The following is a 17,527-nucleotide window of genomic DNA, read 5'->3' as shown; positions in this document are numbered from 1 at the left end:
TTTCTGCTTTGCTTTGGCTACCATGTTGGCAGACTCGAAAGTAAACAGAAAGATCAACTGGTAGTAATCCGTACTGAACATATTATACATTATTTCAGTATAGTTGAGCTTATTATTGACTAGAGTCATGCTCTCTCCCTATTGCTCCGCAACGCTAACGGGACAGCAGAAGTGGCTACAACGCGCGGCTGAGGGCGCTCCCCGGCCCCTGAAACAACAGCCAAGAAATAAGGAAGTTGGTGACAAACACGCCCAGCAGCGCCGTAACCACTGCATCGGTGGTGGAGCGACCCACCCCCTTGGCTCCCCCGCTGGTGGAAAGGCCCCAGTTGGAGCCGACAATGGCGATCAAAGACCCAAACACCATCGCCTTCAAACAACAGACGAGCAAATCCCAGGAGCTCAGAAGGGTTTGCGCCGAGTTGAGAAACACTGCAGGAGAGATGTTGTAGGCCGAAGCGCAGATGATCATCCCCCCCACCAGCCCCGTCAGCAGGGAGAGGATGGTGAGCACCGGCAGCATCAGCCCCGCAGCCAGCACCCGCGGGATCACCAGATAATCCACCGGATCGGTGCGTAACAACAGCAAAGCGTCGATCTGCTCCGTGACCTTCATGGTGCCCAGCTCGGCGGCAAAGGCGGATCCCACCCGTCCGGCCAAGATCACCGCCGTCACCACCGGTGTCAGCTCGCGGGCAAGGGCAATCGCCAAAACCCCCCCAATCAAGGAAGAGGCTCCGAAGTTGATGAACTCCCGCGCCAACTGGATGGTGAAAACACCGCTGATCACCACCGCCGTAATCAAAACAATCAGCAGCGACTCCAGACCCACCGCCGAAAGCTGATCCAGGGTGTTGCGGCGATGGATACGACCCCGCATCAGATGCAAAATCACCTGACCGGTCAGGAGAAAGCTGCTGCCCACTCGCTGCAACCAGTTCATGGTTTCCGCCTCAAGAGGCCGTTATCGCTAGGCGACGCTTTGGCGACCCCGTTAGGGGGGCGGAGTCCTTCGGGGTTGCCGGCTCCGCTGGCAGCTGAAAGCTGGGCACAAACGAGGCCCGTGTCAGGGGTTGATCCAGGATCAGCCCCTCTCCCCCCAGCACTTCTAGGGCACGGCCTTCCACCGAGATCCACACCCGCGCGCCGGGGTTTTGGCTGGTGGCCGTGTAGAGCACCTGCGCAATCCGGCTCATCATCGCCGTGGATCCCCCCCCTTGCGTGAATTCGGGGGAGAAGTTGAGGAAAATATCGTCGCCCTCCACCCGCACATCCAACACCCGCGTCTGGGGGGGAATGGCCGTGGTGAGGTGGGGATCCCGGGGGCCGGCAATCAGCTCCTCCAAGGCCAGGCGGATGGCTTCTTGAGTGTCAAAGGCGCGAACCCTGCGCTCCTGCTGCACGTAGTCAATAGAGTTGTCAGCACTGGTCAGCCAATACAGGGAAAGGGTTTGCCGGGGCCCGATGCTGTACCACCAAGCTCCCCCCATCACCCCTAACCCCAGCAAGAAGCCGAGGATCCCCAGTTGTAGGGCCCGGCCCCGACGCGGGCGGGAACGCCGTCCTCCCAACCTGACGGAGCTGAGCTGTGCAATACGGCCTCCGTAGTGGCTCATCGCTGGCGATCCCCCTCTCTAACCTAGCTCTAGGGTAGCGAAGAAAAGCCCTCCCTGCCGGGGATCCCCCATAGGCTGGACAGGCAAAAGTGCGGCAGCAACTGGGATCCCTTTATTTGTATGATGATAATGATTTACACCCGGCATTGCTGAGTCGATAACTGAGCACACAAGGAGCTGAGCCTCAATCATGGTTACTGCCACCGCTACTGCCACCAATGTTGGCTACATCACTCAGGTCATTGGGCCTGTGATCGACGCCGAGTTTCCCAGCGGCAAGCTGCCCGAAATCTACAATGCCCTCAAGGTGGAGGGCACAACCGAAAGCGGCCTGAAGGTTAAGGTCACCTTTGAGGTGCAGCAGCTTTTGGGGGATAACCGCGTGCGTGCGGTGGCCATGTCCTCGACCGACGGCCTGGTGCGGGGCATGCCGGTGGTGGATACGGGCGCTCCGATTACTGTGCCGGTCGGGCAGCCCACCCTGGGGCGCATTTTCAATGTGCTGGGAGAGCCGGTTGACCAAGGAGAGCCCGTTCAAGCCCAAGAATTTGCCCCCATCCACCGCAGTGCGCCTCCACTTGTCGATTTGACGATTAAGCCAGAGCCCTTTGAAACCGGCATCAAGGTGATTGACCTGCTGGCCCCCTTCAAAAAGGGGGGCAAGGTGGGCCTGTTTGGCGGTGCCGGCGTCGGCAAGACAGTGCTCATCCAGGAGCTGATCCACAACATCGCTGAGGAGCACTCTGGCCTATCGGTGTTTGCGGGCGTGGGAGAGCGCACCCGCGAGGGCAATGACCTCTACAACGAGATGAAAGAATCCGGCGTGCTGGATAAGGTGGCGCTGGTCTATGGCCAGATGAACGAGCCGCCGGGGGCCCGCATGCGGGTTGGCCTGACTGCCCTGACCATGGCAGAGTACTTCCGCGACGTTAACAAGCAGGACGTGCTGCTGTTCATCGACAATATCTTCCGCTTTGTGCAGGCCGGGTCGGAAGTGTCGGCGCTGTTGGGCCGCATGCCCTCGGCGGTGGGTTACCAGCCCACCTTGGCCACCGAAATGGGCAACCTGCAAGAGCGCATCACCTCCACCAAGCAGGGATCCATCACCTCGGTGCAGGCGGTGTATGTGCCTGCTGACGACTTGACGGATCCGGCCCCAGCAACCACCTTTGCCCACCTTGACTCGACGGTGGTATTGTCCCGCAGCTTGGCAGCCAAGGGTATTTATCCAGCGGTGGATCCCCTGGATTCCTCTTCCACCATCCTGCAGGCGGACATTGTGGGCGAAGAGCACTACAACACTGCCCGGGCGGTGAAGCAGACGCTGCAGCGCTACAAAGAGCTGCAAGATATCATCGCCATCCTGGGGCTGGACGAGCTGTCGGAAGAGGACAAGCTGGTGGTGGCCCGCGCCCGCCGCATCGAGCGTTTCCTGTCCCAGCCGTTCTTCGTGGCGGAGGTATTCACCGGCTCCCCCGGCAAGTATGTGAAATTGGCAGACACCATCAAGGGCTTCCAGCGCATTTTGTCGGGGGAATTGGACAATCTGCCGGAGCAAGCCTTCTACTTGGTGGGCACCATCGAAGAGGCCATCGAGAAAGCGGAGAAGCTCAAGTCCAAGTGATCCCTCACCCCCAGCCCCTTTCCCACAGGAGGAGAGGGGAGTTGCCGATAGCGCGGCGACTGGGCTCCCCAGGGTTGAAGGGGGGAACGCCCTGGTGGCATTGCTGACTGAAAGCGCTCCCCAGACCCGGCAGGGCTCCTTCTTTTCGGGGGAGCCTTGGTTTTATCTACAGGTGGGACGGCTGCTAGGGATCCCCGGCGACAGGCCCGAAGCGATAGCCCTTGCCGTAGACGGCGTGGATCAATTCTGCTGCTCCGGGCAACCTGAGGCGGCGCCGCAGCAGGCGCACCTGAGCTGCCAAGACATTGCTGCTGGGGGGATCCTCTCCGGCCCACACCTGCTCGTAGATCTGGTCGTGGGTGAGCAACTGGCCGGGGTGGGTCATGAAGTACTCCAGCAGGCGAAACTCTTTTTGGGAGAGGTGGATCATCCGCCCCTGCCGGTAGGCCACCTGGTTCTCCCGATCCAGCTCCAAATCCCCGACCTGCAGGCGAGGGATCCCTTCTCCAGGGCCGGTGGCCCGCCGCAAGAGGGCTCGCACCCGCGCCAGCAGTTCCCGCAGCTCAAACGGCTTCACCAAGTAATCATCTGCCCCGGCATCCAGCCCTTCCACCCGGTCGTCTAGGGTATCTTTGGCCGTCAGAAACAGGATAGGGGTGGTGCAATCCACCTGCCGTACCCGCTGGCAGAGGGAAAGCCCGGAGAGCTCCGGCAACATCCAATCCAAGACCAGCAGATCGTAGGGCAGAGCGGGGGACTTTTGCAGCAGCTCCCAGGCCCGCCCTCCTGTGTAGGCGACGTCCACCGTGTAGCCCTCTCGCCTCAATTGCTGGGCCAGAGAATCGGCCAACTCCACTTCATCGTCCACCAACAAAATCCGTGCCATAGGACTCCGTCCCGCTAACGCGAACGCCTCAGGACTCAGTCTCGCCGTCGTCTTGGAAACTGACGCACGCAGGAAAGGACTCCTTTCCGCCAGAGCGTTGCGCAGCAATCACAGAACTGGAGAGCGGCTCAAGCTGCAAGGATAGATTGTAAAGGCGGCGCCGCGTCCAGATGGGGGATCCCTGCAGACGCTGGGCCAACCGGCGGCTGGCTGCGGAGCGGGATAGGCCCTCGGCCAGCAACCGGGCCATTTCTTGGCGAATTTCCGCTTCCGAAGCACCGTCTCCCAGCCCGTTCAAGGACTCCGCCCCGCCCCTGGCAGGGTTGTTGCTTTGTAACGCTGTCGCGACGGGGCCGCGAACGGCACCGACATATCCCTCAAGCAAGAGGGTGAACTCCCCCCGCGGCGGCTGGGCGGCGCAGTGCTCCAGAGCTGCTGCCAGGGATCCCCGCCAGAAGGACTCATACAGCTTGGTCAGCTCCCGCGCCAGCACGATCTGCCGCTCTGGGCCGCAGTGATCCAGCAGATCCTGCAGAGTTTGGCGCAGGCGATGGGGGGCTTCATAGAGAACGACGGTGCGCTCTTCTTGGGCCAACTGTTGCAGGCGGGCCTGTCGCTGACTGGGTTTAAGCGGCAAAAATCCCTCGAACACGAATCGTCCTGTAGGCAGGCCCGAAGCGGTCAAGGCGGCAACAGCAGCTACCGGCCCCGGCACAGGGATCACCGGGATCCCAGCTTGAATGCAGGCACGCACCAGCTCTTCTCCCGGATCGGAGATGGCAGGAGTGCCGGCATCGCTGATCAGGGCCACCGACTGGCCCGCCGACAGATACTTCAGGAGTTGCGGGATCCGTTGGGCAGCGTTGTGCTCGTGATAGCTGATGAGGCGGGCGGAGATTTGAAAATGTTTAAGAAGCTGGCCGGAGTGGCGAGTATCTTCTGCCGCCACCCAGTCCACTTCCCGCAAAACCCGCAGCGCCCGCAGGGTGATGTCTTCGCGGTTGCCGATGGGGGTGGCCACCAAGTAAAGGCTGGCGGTGGGGTGTTCCATCCCGATAACCTATTCTCCGCTCCAAGGGCTTGCTGCCAACAATTGGAGATCACCTCGGATCCCCAGATTAACTTCTCTTGGCCGGTGCCCCGATACCCAGGCATCTGCCTTTCGTGCTAGCGTTGCGTAGCAACAATGAGGAGTGAGGATTGAGAAGTGAGGCTCTTTTCTCTCTGCTCTTTCCTCTTTTCTCTCTGGAGAAGGATCCCGGTGCGCTTGACAACGCGGGCCACCTATAGCATCAAAGCTTTGTTGGATCTGGCGATGCTCGGCTCCGGGCAAATGGCTTCGGTGCGGGCCATTGCTCAGCGACAGGGGATCCCAGCTCCCTACCTGGAAAAGTTGCTGATTGAGTTGCGCCAGGCCGGCTTGGTTTGTTCCCAACGGGGGGCCCAGGGAGGCTACCGGTTGGCACGGGCACCGCGGCGGATCCCGATTAGCGCCATTTTGGCGGCAGTGGGAGAATCCTTGGATCCTCTCATGGACAGTTCTAATCCTTCAGCCGTGCATCCGGCGGAGCGGCTGGACTGGGTGACGGAAGCCCTGTGGAAGCGGATCGCTCGGCAAGTGCAGCAGGTGCTGGAGGAAACCACCTTGGAAGATCTGTATTTTGATGTTCGGAGCTGGCAGGCGGCTCAGGATCAGGAGAGTGGATTTGTGGTTTGATCGCGGTAGCGGGACGGAGTCCTTTCGCGTTAGTGGGACGGAGCCCTTTCCCGGCGGCTGGCTGTTTTTTCCGGCCCAACCGACTGCCGGGCTGGTGCTGGCGGCAGCTTTGGTATTGGATTACCTGCTGGCGGATCCCTGGGGTTGGCCTCATCCGGTGCGGGTGATGGGGGCTGTTATTGCCTGGGGGCAAGGCTATATCCTCAAGCACTGCTCAACTCCGCGAGCACAACAGTGGGGCGGGGCAGTTCTCACCCTAACTTTGGTGGGGGGATCCTACGGCGTGGGCTGGGGACTGGTCGCTATCGGCAATACCATCCACCCCTGGGCAGGGATCCTCGTGCAGGTGATCCTGATGGCCAGCTGTCTGGGAGGGCGCAGCCTGCGCTTTGCCGCCTTGGAGGTGTTGGATCCCTTGGAAAAAGAGGATCTGCCGGAGGCCCGTCAACGTCTCAGCCGCTACGTGGGGCGGGATACAGAGCACCTGACGGCATCGGAGATTTTGCGGGCGCTGATTGAGACGGTGGCCGAAAATACTCCCGACGGAGCAACTGCCCCTCTGTTCTACGCCTTCTTGGGAGGGGCGCCCTTGGCCCTAGCCTACAAGGCCAGCAGCACGCTGGATTCGATGGTGGGCTACCGCCATCCCCCCTTCACCCATTTGGGCACGGTGCCGGCCCGCTGTGAGGATGGGCTGACTTGGCTGCCCTGCCGCCTGACGGTGCTCACCCTGGCCCTGCTCAGCCGGGATCCTTGGGGGTTCTGGCAGCGGTGTCGTCAGGACGCGCAAGCGGATCCCAGCCCCAATTCGGGGTGGAGCGAAGCGGCTTTTGCCTGGCGGCTGCAGATCCAACTGGGGGGAACCAATTTCTATCGCGGGATCCCGAAGGTGAAACCCAAATTGGGGATCCCAGCTCGCCCCTTGACCCCGCAAGTGGTGCGGGAAAGCTTGGGACTGCTGCGACAGGTTGTATGGATTTGGGGGAGTTTGATGGTGGGAGCAACTCTCCTGTTGACCGTTCTGCAACTCATGGTCGTTTATTTCACCCCCTAGGATGAACTAAACAACCGGTTGCTTCCTGCTTCTACGACCCTTACCTAGCTGAGCTTTTGACTCAACCCCGGCAGAGGAATCTCCACAGGCGCAACTTCCCCCAGAACTTGAGGTAGAGTTAGCAAAGCTAACTAGATCGGCGGCAACAAAAACCGTAGCTGCTGTCAACCTGCCGTGAACCTAGAACCGCTGAAATAAACGATGATAAAAACAGCAGCTGCTACAGATATCAAGCACAGGGCGGTGGGGCATCCCGTCCTTTTCGCGTCAGCGGGACGGAGTCCTTGAAGCTCGCACTCTCTCGCTTTAGCGGCGCGGAGCGCTTTGCGTCAGCATGAGTGCGGGAGTTATGTCACTTGTGCAACCGTTTATCGCTGGCTGAGCCGAGCAGACCTCACGACAACAAAAGTCAAGACCCGCAAGCGAAAGACAGACTTGGCTGCCCTGCAGCAAGACGTAGACCAGTGCCCAGAAGCTCGACTAAAGGATGGAGCCCAGCGCCAGAGCAATACCCATTAACTGCAGCATTGACAATATCCGACAATATCCAAACAACAAAAAGGCCCCCTTTCGAGGGCTTTTTTGAGGATACTGTTGCGCCGTTTTACCGTGGTTTTCGACCTGGAAAATCCAGTATAGGATACCGGGGATGATTGTCGATAGTTTCCAAATCTAAGTTTGGCTTACTGCTCTCACATCCACTTCCCATCCTAATTGTCGAAGGGTATAGATCGCAAAAACATAACGGCAGTCACCAACGCCGCAGAATCCTCTCCCAATCATACCCCATTTTTGGGGTGTGCCCGTCAAGTGCTCACCAAGGGCTAGGATAAAAGACAGCTTGACGGGTTGCTGGCCATGCTTGGTTCCTGGTTAGACAACATCTACGGCGCTTGGTTTCTGCCGGAGCGCACCTTTCGGGCGTTGCGGGAACAGCCTGTTCTCTGGCAAGCCTTTGGGGTGGTGGGGCTGCTCAACGTCCTGGATGCGATTCGCCGCTCTGGGGTAAGCCTGCCGAGCATGGTGCTGGCGGTGCTGATGGGATCCCTGGGCTGGGTGGGTTTGGCGGCTTTGTTGCAATTGCTGGCCTTTTGTTTGGGTCGGGCTGTCCCTTCCTTTTCAGCGCTGCTGTGCTTGACGGGGTTTGCCGGTTTGCCGTGGCTGCTGCTGGGGCCTGCTCAATCGTTGGGTGGGGTGGTGGGATCCCTGCTGGGCTTGTCAGCTCTGCTGTGGTTTGTGGTTTGGCAGGTGCGGGCAGTAGCTGTAGCGCTGGATTTGGAGTGGTGGCGGCTGCTGGGCCTGATCCCATTGGCTTTCCTGGGGGGGATCTTGGCCCTGAGCTGGCTGACCAGCAGCGTCGTTGCTTTGGCTTCCTTGGGCTAAAGCTTATAGTTGTTTCAGGTTAAGGTGAAACGCCTAGGCTACTGATCGCGCCAGCGGGACGGAGTCCTTGAAAAGCCTTCCGGTTCTGCGTATTGTTGCTCCGCAACGCTGACACGACGACGCGAAGACGCGACTAACGTTCTAGGTGTGGGTGCAGCGTCCTGGTTGGAATTGAAATGATTGTAATTCTCGTTGAATCCCGGCGTGTGGCCAGGGATGCTTCCCTGGAATTAGCGGGGCACTCGCTGCAGATGCGGCTTTTCCTCCGGCAGAATAGCGCCTTCTACGGGGCAAACCTGTAAACAGATGCCACAGTCGATGCAGGTGGAAAACTCAATCCAAAAGTAGTCGGTGCCTTTGGCATTTTTGGTATCGCCGGGGTGGATGCAGGCAACAGGGCAAGCCTCTACACAGTCGGCCACGCCTTCACAGATATCGGTGACAATTGTATGCGGCATGGATCCCTCCCAATGAACGCTCTAAGTCAAATCCTAAGTGCAGTTGCCACAAGGTCAGCCTTTACGTCGCCTGCGCTTCCTATGCTGTTGACTTTTTGATTAGAATGCGCGATATTTGCCCGAAGCTGCCTGAAAAAGATGGGACTTATATCTCAGTTCTAGGGTTCATTTTAGGCCAAAATTGCTCCCCAACGAAGAATTTTCCGGATTGTCGCTTTTTCTGACTTTGTCTGGGGCCTCTCAGCACAGCGCCAACATGTGGGAGGTCAGAGACAGTCGGCAAACCGGCTCCCACCGCCTCGAGAGTTCTCTCTTGCCAAAAATGGCAAGGGACATACTCTGCTGTGACCTGGGTTTTAACCGAAAGATAGGATGATTTGGCATAAAACAGGGGCTAAATCTCTCTGGGATCCCGCTCTTGAGATTGCCACCAACGGCTGAGGGGCCAATACAAAGCGGGTGCCCAGAGGCTACTTAAAATAGCAGACGTGAGGGCATTGCGTTGATGGTTCCACCAGATGCTCTCCAGAGAACGCGAACCGTCGCCGCCGATGCTGCCGAAAGAGTGAAGGGAGTTCCCCAATCCATCCAGCAAGGTTTGCATTCCCGCCGGATCCAGGCCCTCGGATCCCTGGGAGGCGGCAAGCCACATCCACTGCAGCGCCATCAGGGTTTCGGCAATCACCACCATACCAAAAACGATCAAGGCCACCGAGATGAAGTCTTCTTGCATGTAGCGTTGTTTTTGCAGCTTGGCGGTGAGGATCCCGACTACGGCCAGCCCCAGCGCATGGGTAGGACAAGGGCTGGTCAGCGCATCTTGCAGAAAACCCAGGGTGACCCCGGCAACAGCCCCCTGCCAAGCTTTGCGCCGCACACTCCAGCACACCACCCAGATCAAGGGCCAATCTGGGGTTAAGCCTGCTAGCTCCAAGCCCGGCCCTCGCCACCAAGGGGCCACTGCTGCCAGCAATCCTGATAGGGCAGTCACCACCCAGTTGAGGTGAGACTTAAGCTTAGGAATCAGAGGGTTGAGCATAGCGGTAGATCAAGGCCCATTCCAAGAGGCCCAGCGGCGCCGACAGTTCGACAGTGGCTTGAGGGGCAGGGCTGGCATCCAAGTTGACCGCTCGAACCGTTCCCACCACAACCCCGGCTGGGTAAAAGCTGCTCAGGCCCGAGGTCACCACCACATCCCCCACCTCTACTTTGGGAGCCTTGTCGAAAAAATCCAAAATGGCGCTCTGGGTGCCCGTACCCCTCAGGATGCCCATGTGTCGGCTGCGACTCAGCATTACCCCGACACGGCTGGTGGGATCGCTGATCAGGAGCACTCGGCTGGTGTTGGGCGTGACCGACTCAACTCGCCCGATCAACCCGCCCGGCGCCATGACTACATCTCCCACCCTGACTCCATGCCGGCTGCCGCGGCTGAGGGTGAGCTGTTGCCACCAGTGATCGGCGCTGCGACCCACCACGGCTGCTGGGATCCCCGCTTGGGGCATCTGCTCGGTAAATTGCAGCAGCCGCTTCAGCTCGCGGTTTTGGTACTGCAACTCGGCTACCAGGGCTTGCAGCTCACGGTTAGCGGCCTGGCTGAGCACCGCAGCGGGATCCACAGGCGGACGGGCTGGAGCAGTGATCCAACTGTACAATTCCACCAATAGGGATCCCTGGGTTTGGCGCAGGCCCAGCGCTGCTCCCATCGCCAAAGCAGACAGGAGCAACCCCAGGCTATGGCGCCTCCACCATTGGCGTAGCCAATTCAAGCAATACCTCTCCAACCCACTCGACTCACACCTCAAATCAGGAAATCAGGGAGAGGGAGAAGCGCCTCTAGCCCTTGAAGCTGCCGCTCAACACTCGACCCAAGGTTTTGAAATCCTCCAAAACTCGCCCTGTACCGAGCACCACACAACTGAGGGGATCCGGGGCAATGTGAACCAAGATCCCGGTTTCATGGCTGATCAGGGCATCCAGACCCTTGAGCAAGGCTCCTCCGCCGGCCAGCATGATGCCTCGGTCGATGATGTCGGCAGCCAATTCCGGTGGAGTGCGCTCCAGGGTGCGCTTAATGGCTTCCACAATCACCGAGAGGGGCTCGGCCATGCTCTCGCGTATTTCGGTGCTCTTCACCGTGACGGTACGGGGTAAACCCGAGAGCAGGTGTAACCCGCGCACTTCCATGGTCAGTTCCTCTTGAATTGGGTAGGCGGAGCCAATCCGAATCTTGATCTCTTCAGCGGTGCGCTCCCCGATGGTGAGGTTGTGAACCTTTTTCATGTACTGGACGATGGCCTCGCTCAGCTCATCTCCCGCTACCCGCACGGACTCGCTCAGCACGATCCCCTGCAAGCTAAGGACGGCTACCTCAGTGGTGCCGCCGCCGATGTCGATGATCATGTTCCCAGTGGGCTCTTGCACCGGCAGCCCGGCCCCGATTGCTGCTGCCACCGGCTCATCCACCAAATACACCTCCCGCGACCCAGCTTGGAGAGCGGCTTCCATCACCGCCCGTCGCTCCACCCCGGTCACACCGCTGGGGATCCCAATCACAATGCGGGGAGCAATCAGGTACCGGCCCTCGTGTACGCGGTGGATGAAGTGTTTTAGCATCATCTCCGCCGTGTCGAAATCGGCAATCACCCCATCTCGCAGAGGACGCACCGCTACAATGTTGCCGGGGGTACGGCCCAACATTTTTTTGGCATCTTCCCCCACAGCCAGGGGTTGCTTGGTGTTTTGGTCGATGGCGACCACAGAGGGCTCTTGCAGGACAATGCCTCGCCCGGCCACGTAGACCAGCGTGTTGGCAGTGCCCAAATCAATGCCCATATCACGGGAAAATCGGCTGAAGAACCCCACGGTAAGTCGCTCCAGTCTTGACTTGGGAAGAAGCAGCAAGCTTTGGTACCTACTATAGTCTAGTTCTGCTAGAGAATCTCCCCCGAAGATCGGGAATCTGCTCCAGAGAAACCGGCTGTAGCTGTATCCCAGCCAGCTGTGGAAGATCGAATTCGCCGCTAAGGTGCAATCCTGTTGTGATTCGGGATCCCATATGCCTAAGGTTGCCATTGCTCCAGCCGGCTATCCGGCCATCGCCCCCTATTCTCCCGGCGTGAAGGTGGGCAAAATACCCTCTACATCTCGGGCACATTGGCCCTGGATCCGGAGGGCAAGACGGTGGATCCGACATCGCCACCCAGACTCGCGTGGTGTTGGAGCTGAGTGACATCCTCCCGACGCTCACCCTGCGGGTACAGCGCGGGGCTTCTCGGCAGTTTAGCTAAGATAGACCAACCCGGTCTTTTGGCGGTTGCGATGCAGCTCTCTGGTGCCTTGGTCAGCGTGGCTACCCTGGACTTGCCTCGTCTACAACGCTTCTATCGGGATCTCTTGGGGATCTCTCCCCAAGTCCAGCTTCCAACAGAGGGGGATCCGGTGTACGTAGAGTTTCGTCTGCCGGGGTTGCGGCTGGGCCTCTATCGCAGCCGTCATCTCGATGGTGGTGCCCAAGCCGCAGCGGTGAGCCTCTGCCTGCAGGTGCAAGATTTACAGGGATCCCTGACAACACTGGAGGGGTTGGCGGAAGCTTATCAGATCTCCATTTCCCCTCTGCGACAAGCCTTTCACGGACAGGAGGTGGATTTTCGGGATCCCGATGGCAACCGGATTGTGCTGCACCAGCCCTCTGCTGCTTTTGAGGAAGCGACGGCCTGGGATCCCCAGGGTTAGATTCGCCAGAGATAGATGGTGTAGGTGTTGATAACATCCGATACAGTAGTGGTGGCGGTGGGGGGCCAATCCCCCATGTCGAAGGAGTGGGTGACCAGACGAGCGCCGGGCCGAAGCTGGGAGCGCAACTTGTCTCGGATCAGCAGGTGGGAGCTGGGCAGCAAATAACAACTCACCACCGTCGCCGGTGTTAAGTCCAGAGTGAGCAGATCCTGCTGGAGAAAGGTGACTCGATCCTGAACTTGGGCTTCTTGGGCCCGCTGTTGGGCTTCCAGGATGCGCTCCGGGTCGATATCCACTCCCATGCCCTGTGTGCCAAAGCGCTGCGCCGCCCGGATGAGAATGCGGCCATCCCCACAGCCCAAGTCGTAGAGAGTATCCTCGCTCCCCACCTGGGCCAAATCCAGCATGGCATCCACAACCAAGGGCAAGGTGCGCACATAGGGGGCCAAGCGGATTCCCTCTGGACTTTGCCGGTTGGGCTGGCATTGGAAGAAGGGATCCCTGCCCAACGAGTTCTGACCCAGCTTAGGTTTGAAACCGCGGGGTGCCAAGGGTTGATTCCGAGAAGAGCGGTTTTCTCTGTTCATCAAATATTCTCATCAATTTCCCATCAGTCTATCAACCTGTCGCAGTACAGAGCCCCTGCCGTTCTACTGGGTGGAAAGTCACCGCCAATTGCGTCGGCTCAAGTACAGTCTACTAAGGGGTTATGGGATACACCTGTATGGTCATTTTCAACAGGAATGAAACATCTCCGTTCCATTGCTCTCTAACTCCCCTCTCCCTCTGGAGGGGCTGGGGGAAGCGGCGCGGAGCGTCTGGGCAGCGGCGGGAGTATCTCAATCGAGTCTGGAATGACTATGAACCTGCTTGTTCTAAACCTCACTGGGGTCAAGCCTCGGAAACACGATTTTTATACCCTTTTATATCCCTTAATTTGTAACGGGCTGTATCTCAAAAAATATCTTGATTCAACAACTTAGCCAGACGTTCCAGCCCCTTTTTGACTTGGCGGGAAACGGTAACGGCACTGATCCCTAGCCGCTCTGCCGTTTCTTTTTGCGTGAGGTCATAGAAGAAGACAAATTCCAAAATCTTGCGGGTACGTTCCTCCAGCTGAGCCAAGGCATGTTGTAGGCGAATACGATCTTCTTCAGCCAGTTGAAAACTGCGGTAGCGCTGATCCGGAACGACCTCCCCCAGAGCAACACTGTCTTCCTCAGTTTGAATCGGAGCATCCAGGCTGAGCAAAAGGCTGTTTTGTTGGGCCAGCTCCAGCTCTCGCCATTCCTGCTCCGTCAGTTGCAGGGCTTCCCTCACCTCGGCCTCAGAGGGAGAACGGCCCAACTCTTGCCGCAGACGGGCAATCACCTTCTTGGCTTGTCTTTGCAGGGTCGTCCAGCGGCGTGGGATCCGCATGGTGGGGCTTTTGTCCCGCAGGTAGTGTTGAATTTCTCCGCGAATGTAGGGCAGGGCAAAGGAGCTAAAAGCCAGGCCTCGGCTGATGTCAAAGCGTTCGATAGCTTGAATCAAACCCAAACAGCCAACTTGCACCAGGTCGTCGTACCCCTCATTGCATTGGTTGCGCCAGTGGTGGGCCTCTTTGCGCACCAAGCCCAAGTTCATTTCCACCAGCCGGTTGCGCAGGGCTGGATCGCGATTCTGGTGGTACAGCCGCAACAGTTCGGCAGTTCGGGCTTTAACATCCTCACTAGATGCCATAGATCCACATGCGGCTGGGAATCCGGTCTTGGCCAAAGGCAATGGAGGGGGGGGCCGCCGGTCGCCTCAGGGAGACGGAGTTCTTGGGAGAGGTCAGGCGAGGGGCCGTTATCATAGACAACCACTTTACCGATTTGCCGAAAATAACTGTAGAACCAGCACTTAAGGAACTGGAAAACCATTCAAAGGCTGAGGATCCCACCCATAACCAACACCCATCCAGTCAAGAGACGCTTTTGCCCAGCCAGACCCTGCGCAAGCAGGTGCTACAGGGCTACAGGGATGGCGTTAGAAGCACAACCGGACACTGTTGAGATTTGCCAAGAGCTGGAACGTTCTTAGTTTGACCAGGTTTCTTGACCCAAGCAACAGCATCTCCACGGAAAATCGGCGCGTTTCATCGGCAAAAGAGCGCAATTTTCCCGTAAGACCCAACGAAATTGCCGGATTTCTGTTGTTGGCGTGCTCTCGTGGTTATTGGTGATTGGGTCAGGTTGGCGGTGAAACAGCCTGTGCATTCCAGCCTCTCCTCTCCTTCTGGGAGGTGAGAACGTCAAGAGGCTGTTCGTGACAGCGGCGGGGGGTTCTTGGGGGGATCCGTGCCGGCAAGGGCTGCCAAAAAGGATGCAAAACTCGGCTCCTCGCGAATGAGGTCGAAATAGGGCTCAGAGGAGAGCAAGGGGCGGTAGCGTTCCGGCTCCAGGCGTAGGGCTTGCTCCAAAGCTTGTAGGGCCTGAGGCACTTGGCCTTCCCAGGCGCAGCAGCAGGCTTTGGCGTAGTGAGCCTCGGCATTGCTGGGATCCATCTGCAGGGCCCGATCAAAACTCTGGATGGCCAGCTCGTAGAGGTTCAAGTCCATCAGCACCAGGCCGCGCTGCACCCAGATCTGAGGGCGTTTGGGATCCTGCGCCAGGGCACGGTCATAGCTGTTGAGGGCCTCCATCGGGTTGCCGAGGCGGTGGTGGGCAAGGGCATGGCCGGCCCAGAGAGAGGCCGATTCGGAGCCCAGTTGCAGGGCTCGTTCGTAGCTGGCCAGAGCATCGGCGTAGCGCTCTAGGTGAAACAGAGCCAGCCCCCGACTCTGCCAAACTTGAGCATCGACGGGGTTGATGGCGAGGGCTTTCTCGTAGCTGATTAGGGATCCCTGCCACCGTCCCAGAGAGGCTAAGGTTAGCCCGTGCAGGTACCACGTTTCCGGGCTGTCGGGGCTGAGGGCAAGGGCCCGTTCGTAGGCACGTAGGGCTTCTTCGTAGCGGCCCAATTGCCGCAGCGTGTTGGCCTGGTTAAAGCGGGCCTCAAAAAAATCCGGTTTCAGCCGCAGAGCCCGCTCATAGCTGGCCAGAGCTTCTTGATGGCGACCGAGATCGTCCAGCAGAGAACCACGGTTGTTCCAGGCTTCGGGGAAGTCCGGCTTCAGCTCCAGGGCGCGGTCGTAGCTGGCCAGGGCAGCTTGGGCTTGCCCCAGGTGGTCGAGGGTGGTGGCGCGGTTGTACCAGGCAATGGGATCCTGCGGCTGATCTCCCACCGCCTGCTCGAAGGGCTGTAGTTGAGCCGCCTGTTCCGCCGAAAGGGCAGATGGGTCAACCGCCGGGGCCGGCGAAACGGCTGTAGATTCTGGGGAGGCAGCACGCTTCTGCCGCCGCAGCCACCAGGCCCAACCCCCGGCCAAAAGCAACAGGCTCGCCCCCAGCACCAGCACGCCCACGTCGGTCGGGGCAATCACAAACGGCATGACCCACTTCCTGATACATTTACGCTGAACACTGCTGAACATCACTGTTCAACTATGCAGCGATAGCATTCTGTTTGTTTCCATTCGCGTTAGCGGGACGGAGTCCAAACAGAATGGCGGTATCCCGCAAAGCTTTGAGTAGAATACCCAAAGCGCAGTTTCCGTGTCGTCTTACTACCAATTTTCTGCTTTGCTTTGGCTACCATGTTGGCAGACTCGAAAGTAAACAGAAAGATCAACTGGTAGTAATCCGTACTGAACATATTATACATTATTTTCAGTATAGTTGAGCTTATTATTGACTAGAGTCATGCTCTTTTCTGCGCGCCTCTACATCATCACCAAAAACGGCAGGGGATCGCTGGGCCCTGCCGGCGAGATCAGCTCAATGCGCTTTTCGCCAGGGTAGGTGCTGGGATCGATCTCAAAGGTAACCGTCAGCGCCTCGGCGTTGGCCTGCACCGGTTCCTTAGAGCGTCCCAAGGGATCCCCAAAGCTGACTCGGATCCCTTTACCCGCCGGGCTGACTCGGATTTCCGTCACCTGATCCAGATGGGATCCCTCTAGGGTACAGACGATTACATCCCCGACAAAGGCCTCCAGAGGCCAGCCCCGCCGCACCACCGGTTTGGACATGGTTGTCGCTCCCACAGGCTTCTGCATCTCAGTTTAATTTTTCATTTTCCCCTCCCTGCTCCAGCCCAAAACGGCTTTGGTGGCAGAGAGGCTCTCCCCCCTTGGGCCGGATCTCCTGCCACCCCTGTAGAGAAGAGGGAGTTGGGGAAAGGGCAACGGCAGGCGCTCGCAGCAACACCTGGCGGTCTGGGCCCACGCTCACCAAGCGGGGCATCTCTCCAAGGCTATCGGCCACCGCAAACAGCACCCGCTCTCGCGCCTGGGGATCCCAGCCCAGCAGCTCAGCATACCCCAGCGCCGGCGGCGGATCCCAGATTTGCACCGGTGGGATCCCTGTCGAGCCAGTGGGCAAAGGCCAGACCACCGCCCGATCCCAGCTCAAATCGGTCTGGAACCAGCCTTCGTACTCCCGCGCCAGCAAAGTGTTCCCCTGCCAGGCTAGAGGCAGGATCATGGCAAAATCTAATGTCTCAACGGGGTCGTACACCGACCCTGAGGCTTGATAGATAACCTGCAAGGCCCGAGTACGGGTGTTCTCGGCAAACAACACACTGGTCAACCGACCAGCCTGAGGCGTGGCCACCAAATCTAGCCGTGTGTACACCTGCCACTGGGGATCCGGCGCCGGCAAGGGATCGCTGCGCAACAGGCCAACCAATGTGCATTGCCGCTGCCGGGCTTGCTCCTGCAAGTCGTACACCCATTCCCAAGGGATGGGCAAAGTAGGGGGAGAGGAGACTCCAGGGGCAGCCGGCGCCATGTCCCTCGCCCAGGCAGCGCTCCCCTCCGCCCAGCCGATCCAAACAGCCACAAGGGCTCTGATACATTCACGCTGAACTCTCCTGAACATGGTTCAGGAAAGAAGTGATCGCATCCTGCCTATCTCTGAGCAGGAAGGCGGTATCCCGCAAAGCCCTGAGGAATACCCCCCGAGCGCTTTCCCCCTTCACTTCCCGGCAAC

Annotated in this window: 20 protein-coding genes and 1 other RNA gene; 6 read left to right on the top strand and 15 right to left on the bottom strand. The window is 58.9% G+C overall.

The annotated features are described in order from the left end of the window. Window positions 1–175: 175 nt before the first annotated feature. Together ACVWYY_RS13905 and ACVWYY_RS13900 are read right to left on the bottom strand one after the other, a co-directional pair. A complete protein-coding gene (locus ACVWYY_RS13905; protein ID WP_457440864.1) occupies window positions 176–943 on the bottom strand; it encodes an MlaE family lipid ABC transporter permease subunit in 768 nt (255 codons plus the stop codon). Window positions 944–953: 10 nt separating this feature from the next. Beyond that, entirely contained in the window at window positions 954–1,616 is a 663-nt protein-coding gene (locus tag ACVWYY_RS13900) for a GerMN domain-containing protein (RefSeq protein ID WP_414383625.1), read from the bottom strand. Window positions 1,617–1,806: 190 nt separating this feature from the next. Here ACVWYY_RS13900 and atpD point away from each other — a divergent pair, with 190 nt between their 5' ends. Beyond that, on the top strand, window positions 1,807–3,240 hold the full coding sequence (gene atpD / locus ACVWYY_RS13895) for a F0F1 ATP synthase subunit beta (protein WP_457440862.1): 1,434 nt from the start codon (window positions 1,807–1,809) through the stop codon (window positions 3,238–3,240). A 184-nt stretch (window positions 3,241–3,424) separates the two neighbouring features. Here the strand turns inward: atpD and rppA are convergent, their stop codons facing one another. Further along, a complete protein-coding gene (gene rppA / locus ACVWYY_RS13890; protein WP_457385266.1) occupies window positions 3,425–4,126 on the bottom strand; it encodes a two-component system response regulator RppA in 702 nt (233 codons plus the stop codon). Window positions 4,127–4,154: 28 nt separating this feature from the next. Beyond that, window positions 4,155–5,177, bottom strand: coding sequence for a 16S rRNA (cytidine(1402)-2'-O)-methyltransferase (gene rsmI / locus ACVWYY_RS13885; RefSeq protein ID WP_457440860.1), 1,023 nt, complete (start codon window positions 5,175–5,177; stop codon window positions 4,155–4,157). Window positions 5,178–5,387: 210 nt separating this feature from the next. On the opposite strand from rsmI, the gene ACVWYY_RS13880 reads away from it, so the two are divergent. The 3 genes from ACVWYY_RS13880 to ACVWYY_RS13870 all read left to right on the top strand — a co-directional run bounded on the left by ACVWYY_RS13880 (window position 5,388) and on the right by ACVWYY_RS13870 (window position 7,416). After that, the gene (locus ACVWYY_RS13880; RefSeq protein ID WP_414409052.1) at window positions 5,388–5,843 is read left to right on the top strand and encodes an Rrf2 family transcriptional regulator; all 456 of its coding nucleotides are present in this window, start codon (window positions 5,388–5,390) and stop codon (window positions 5,841–5,843) included. A 61-nt stretch (window positions 5,844–5,904) separates the two neighbouring features. Further along, a complete protein-coding gene (cbiB, locus tag ACVWYY_RS13875) occupies window positions 5,905–6,897 on the top strand; it encodes an adenosylcobinamide-phosphate synthase CbiB (RefSeq protein WP_457440867.1) in 993 nt (330 codons plus the stop codon). Between the two features lie 324 nt (window positions 6,898–7,221). Continuing rightward, window positions 7,222–7,416: an IS630 transposase-related protein gene (locus ACVWYY_RS13870; RefSeq protein WP_071818172.1), complete on the top strand. Its 195-nt coding sequence runs from the start codon at window positions 7,222–7,224 to the stop codon at window positions 7,414–7,416. 65 nt (window positions 7,417–7,481) lie between these two features. On the opposite strand, the gene ssrS is transcribed toward ACVWYY_RS13870, so the two are convergent. After that, window positions 7,482–7,669, bottom strand: a non-coding RNA gene (gene ssrS, locus ACVWYY_RS13865) — 6S RNA. Between the two features lie 86 nt (window positions 7,670–7,755). On the opposite strand from ssrS, the gene ACVWYY_RS13860 reads away from it, so the two are divergent. Then, entirely contained in the window at window positions 7,756–8,280 is a 525-nt protein-coding gene (locus ACVWYY_RS13860; RefSeq protein WP_414383635.1) for a YIP1 family protein, read from the top strand. A 230-nt stretch (window positions 8,281–8,510) separates the two neighbouring features. Here ACVWYY_RS13860 and ACVWYY_RS13855 read toward each other — a convergent pair whose 3' ends face one another. The 4 genes from ACVWYY_RS13855 to ACVWYY_RS13840 form a co-directional block, all read right to left on the bottom strand. Beyond that, on the bottom strand, window positions 8,511–8,738 hold the full coding sequence (locus tag ACVWYY_RS13855; RefSeq protein ID WP_011434056.1) for an indolepyruvate ferredoxin oxidoreductase subunit alpha: 228 nt from the start codon (window positions 8,736–8,738) through the stop codon (window positions 8,511–8,513). Between the two features lie 394 nt (window positions 8,739–9,132). Then, on the bottom strand, window positions 9,133–9,777 hold the full coding sequence (gene mreD, locus ACVWYY_RS13850; protein ID WP_457440858.1) for a rod shape-determining protein MreD: 645 nt from the start codon (window positions 9,775–9,777) through the stop codon (window positions 9,133–9,135). Then, complete coding sequence (gene mreC / locus ACVWYY_RS13845) at window positions 9,755–10,507, bottom strand: rod shape-determining protein MreC (protein WP_414387913.1); 753 nt, start codon at window positions 10,505–10,507, stop codon at window positions 9,755–9,757. The genes mreD and mreC overlap by 23 nt, the downstream gene beginning before the upstream one ends. Before the next feature lie 67 nt (window positions 10,508–10,574). Next, window positions 10,575–11,603 carry a rod shape-determining protein gene (locus ACVWYY_RS13840; RefSeq protein WP_414342867.1) on the bottom strand — a complete coding sequence of 343 codons (1,029 nt, stop codon included), beginning with the start codon at window positions 11,601–11,603 and terminating at the stop codon, window positions 10,575–10,577. A 456-nt stretch (window positions 11,604–12,059) separates the two neighbouring features. On the opposite strand from ACVWYY_RS13840, the gene ACVWYY_RS13835 reads away from it, so the two are divergent. Further along, window positions 12,060–12,473 (top strand): VOC family protein, encoded by a 414-nt coding sequence (locus ACVWYY_RS13835; RefSeq protein WP_457440856.1) that lies wholly within the window; start codon window positions 12,060–12,062, stop codon window positions 12,471–12,473. On the opposite strand, the gene ACVWYY_RS13830 is transcribed toward ACVWYY_RS13835, so the two are convergent. The 6 genes from ACVWYY_RS13830 to ACVWYY_RS13805 form a co-directional block, all read right to left on the bottom strand. After that, a complete protein-coding gene (locus ACVWYY_RS13830) occupies window positions 12,470–13,027 on the bottom strand; it encodes an SAM-dependent methyltransferase (RefSeq protein ID WP_457440855.1) in 558 nt (185 codons plus the stop codon). The genes ACVWYY_RS13835 and ACVWYY_RS13830 overlap by 4 nt on opposite strands. 403 nt (window positions 13,028–13,430) lie before the next feature. Further along, window positions 13,431–14,198 carry an RNA polymerase sigma factor SigF gene (locus ACVWYY_RS13825; RefSeq protein WP_041436760.1) on the bottom strand — a complete coding sequence of 256 codons (768 nt, stop codon included), beginning with the start codon at window positions 14,196–14,198 and terminating at the stop codon, window positions 13,431–13,433. Then, complete coding sequence (locus ACVWYY_RS13820; protein WP_457440853.1) at window positions 14,188–14,313, bottom strand: hypothetical protein; 126 nt, start codon at window positions 14,311–14,313, stop codon at window positions 14,188–14,190. The genes ACVWYY_RS13825 and ACVWYY_RS13820 overlap by 11 nt, the downstream gene beginning before the upstream one ends. 438 nt (window positions 14,314–14,751) lie before the next feature. Continuing rightward, window positions 14,752–15,930 (bottom strand): tetratricopeptide repeat protein, encoded by a 1,179-nt coding sequence (locus tag ACVWYY_RS13815; protein WP_457440851.1) that lies wholly within the window; start codon window positions 15,928–15,930, stop codon window positions 14,752–14,754. Between the two features lie 330 nt (window positions 15,931–16,260). Beyond that, window positions 16,261–16,566 (bottom strand): hypothetical protein, encoded by a 306-nt coding sequence (locus tag ACVWYY_RS13810; protein WP_011434047.1) that lies wholly within the window; start codon window positions 16,564–16,566, stop codon window positions 16,261–16,263. 28 nt (window positions 16,567–16,594) lie between these two features. Next, a complete protein-coding gene (locus tag ACVWYY_RS13805; RefSeq protein WP_457440849.1) occupies window positions 16,595–17,377 on the bottom strand; it encodes a hypothetical protein in 783 nt (260 codons plus the stop codon). Between the last annotated feature and the right edge of the window lie 150 nt (window positions 17,378–17,527).

Source organism: Thermostichus sp. MS-CIW-34, assembly GCF_054060435.1.
The sequence above is the reverse complement of the archived record's forward strand: the minus strand, read 5'-3'. Positions and strand labels throughout refer to the sequence as shown.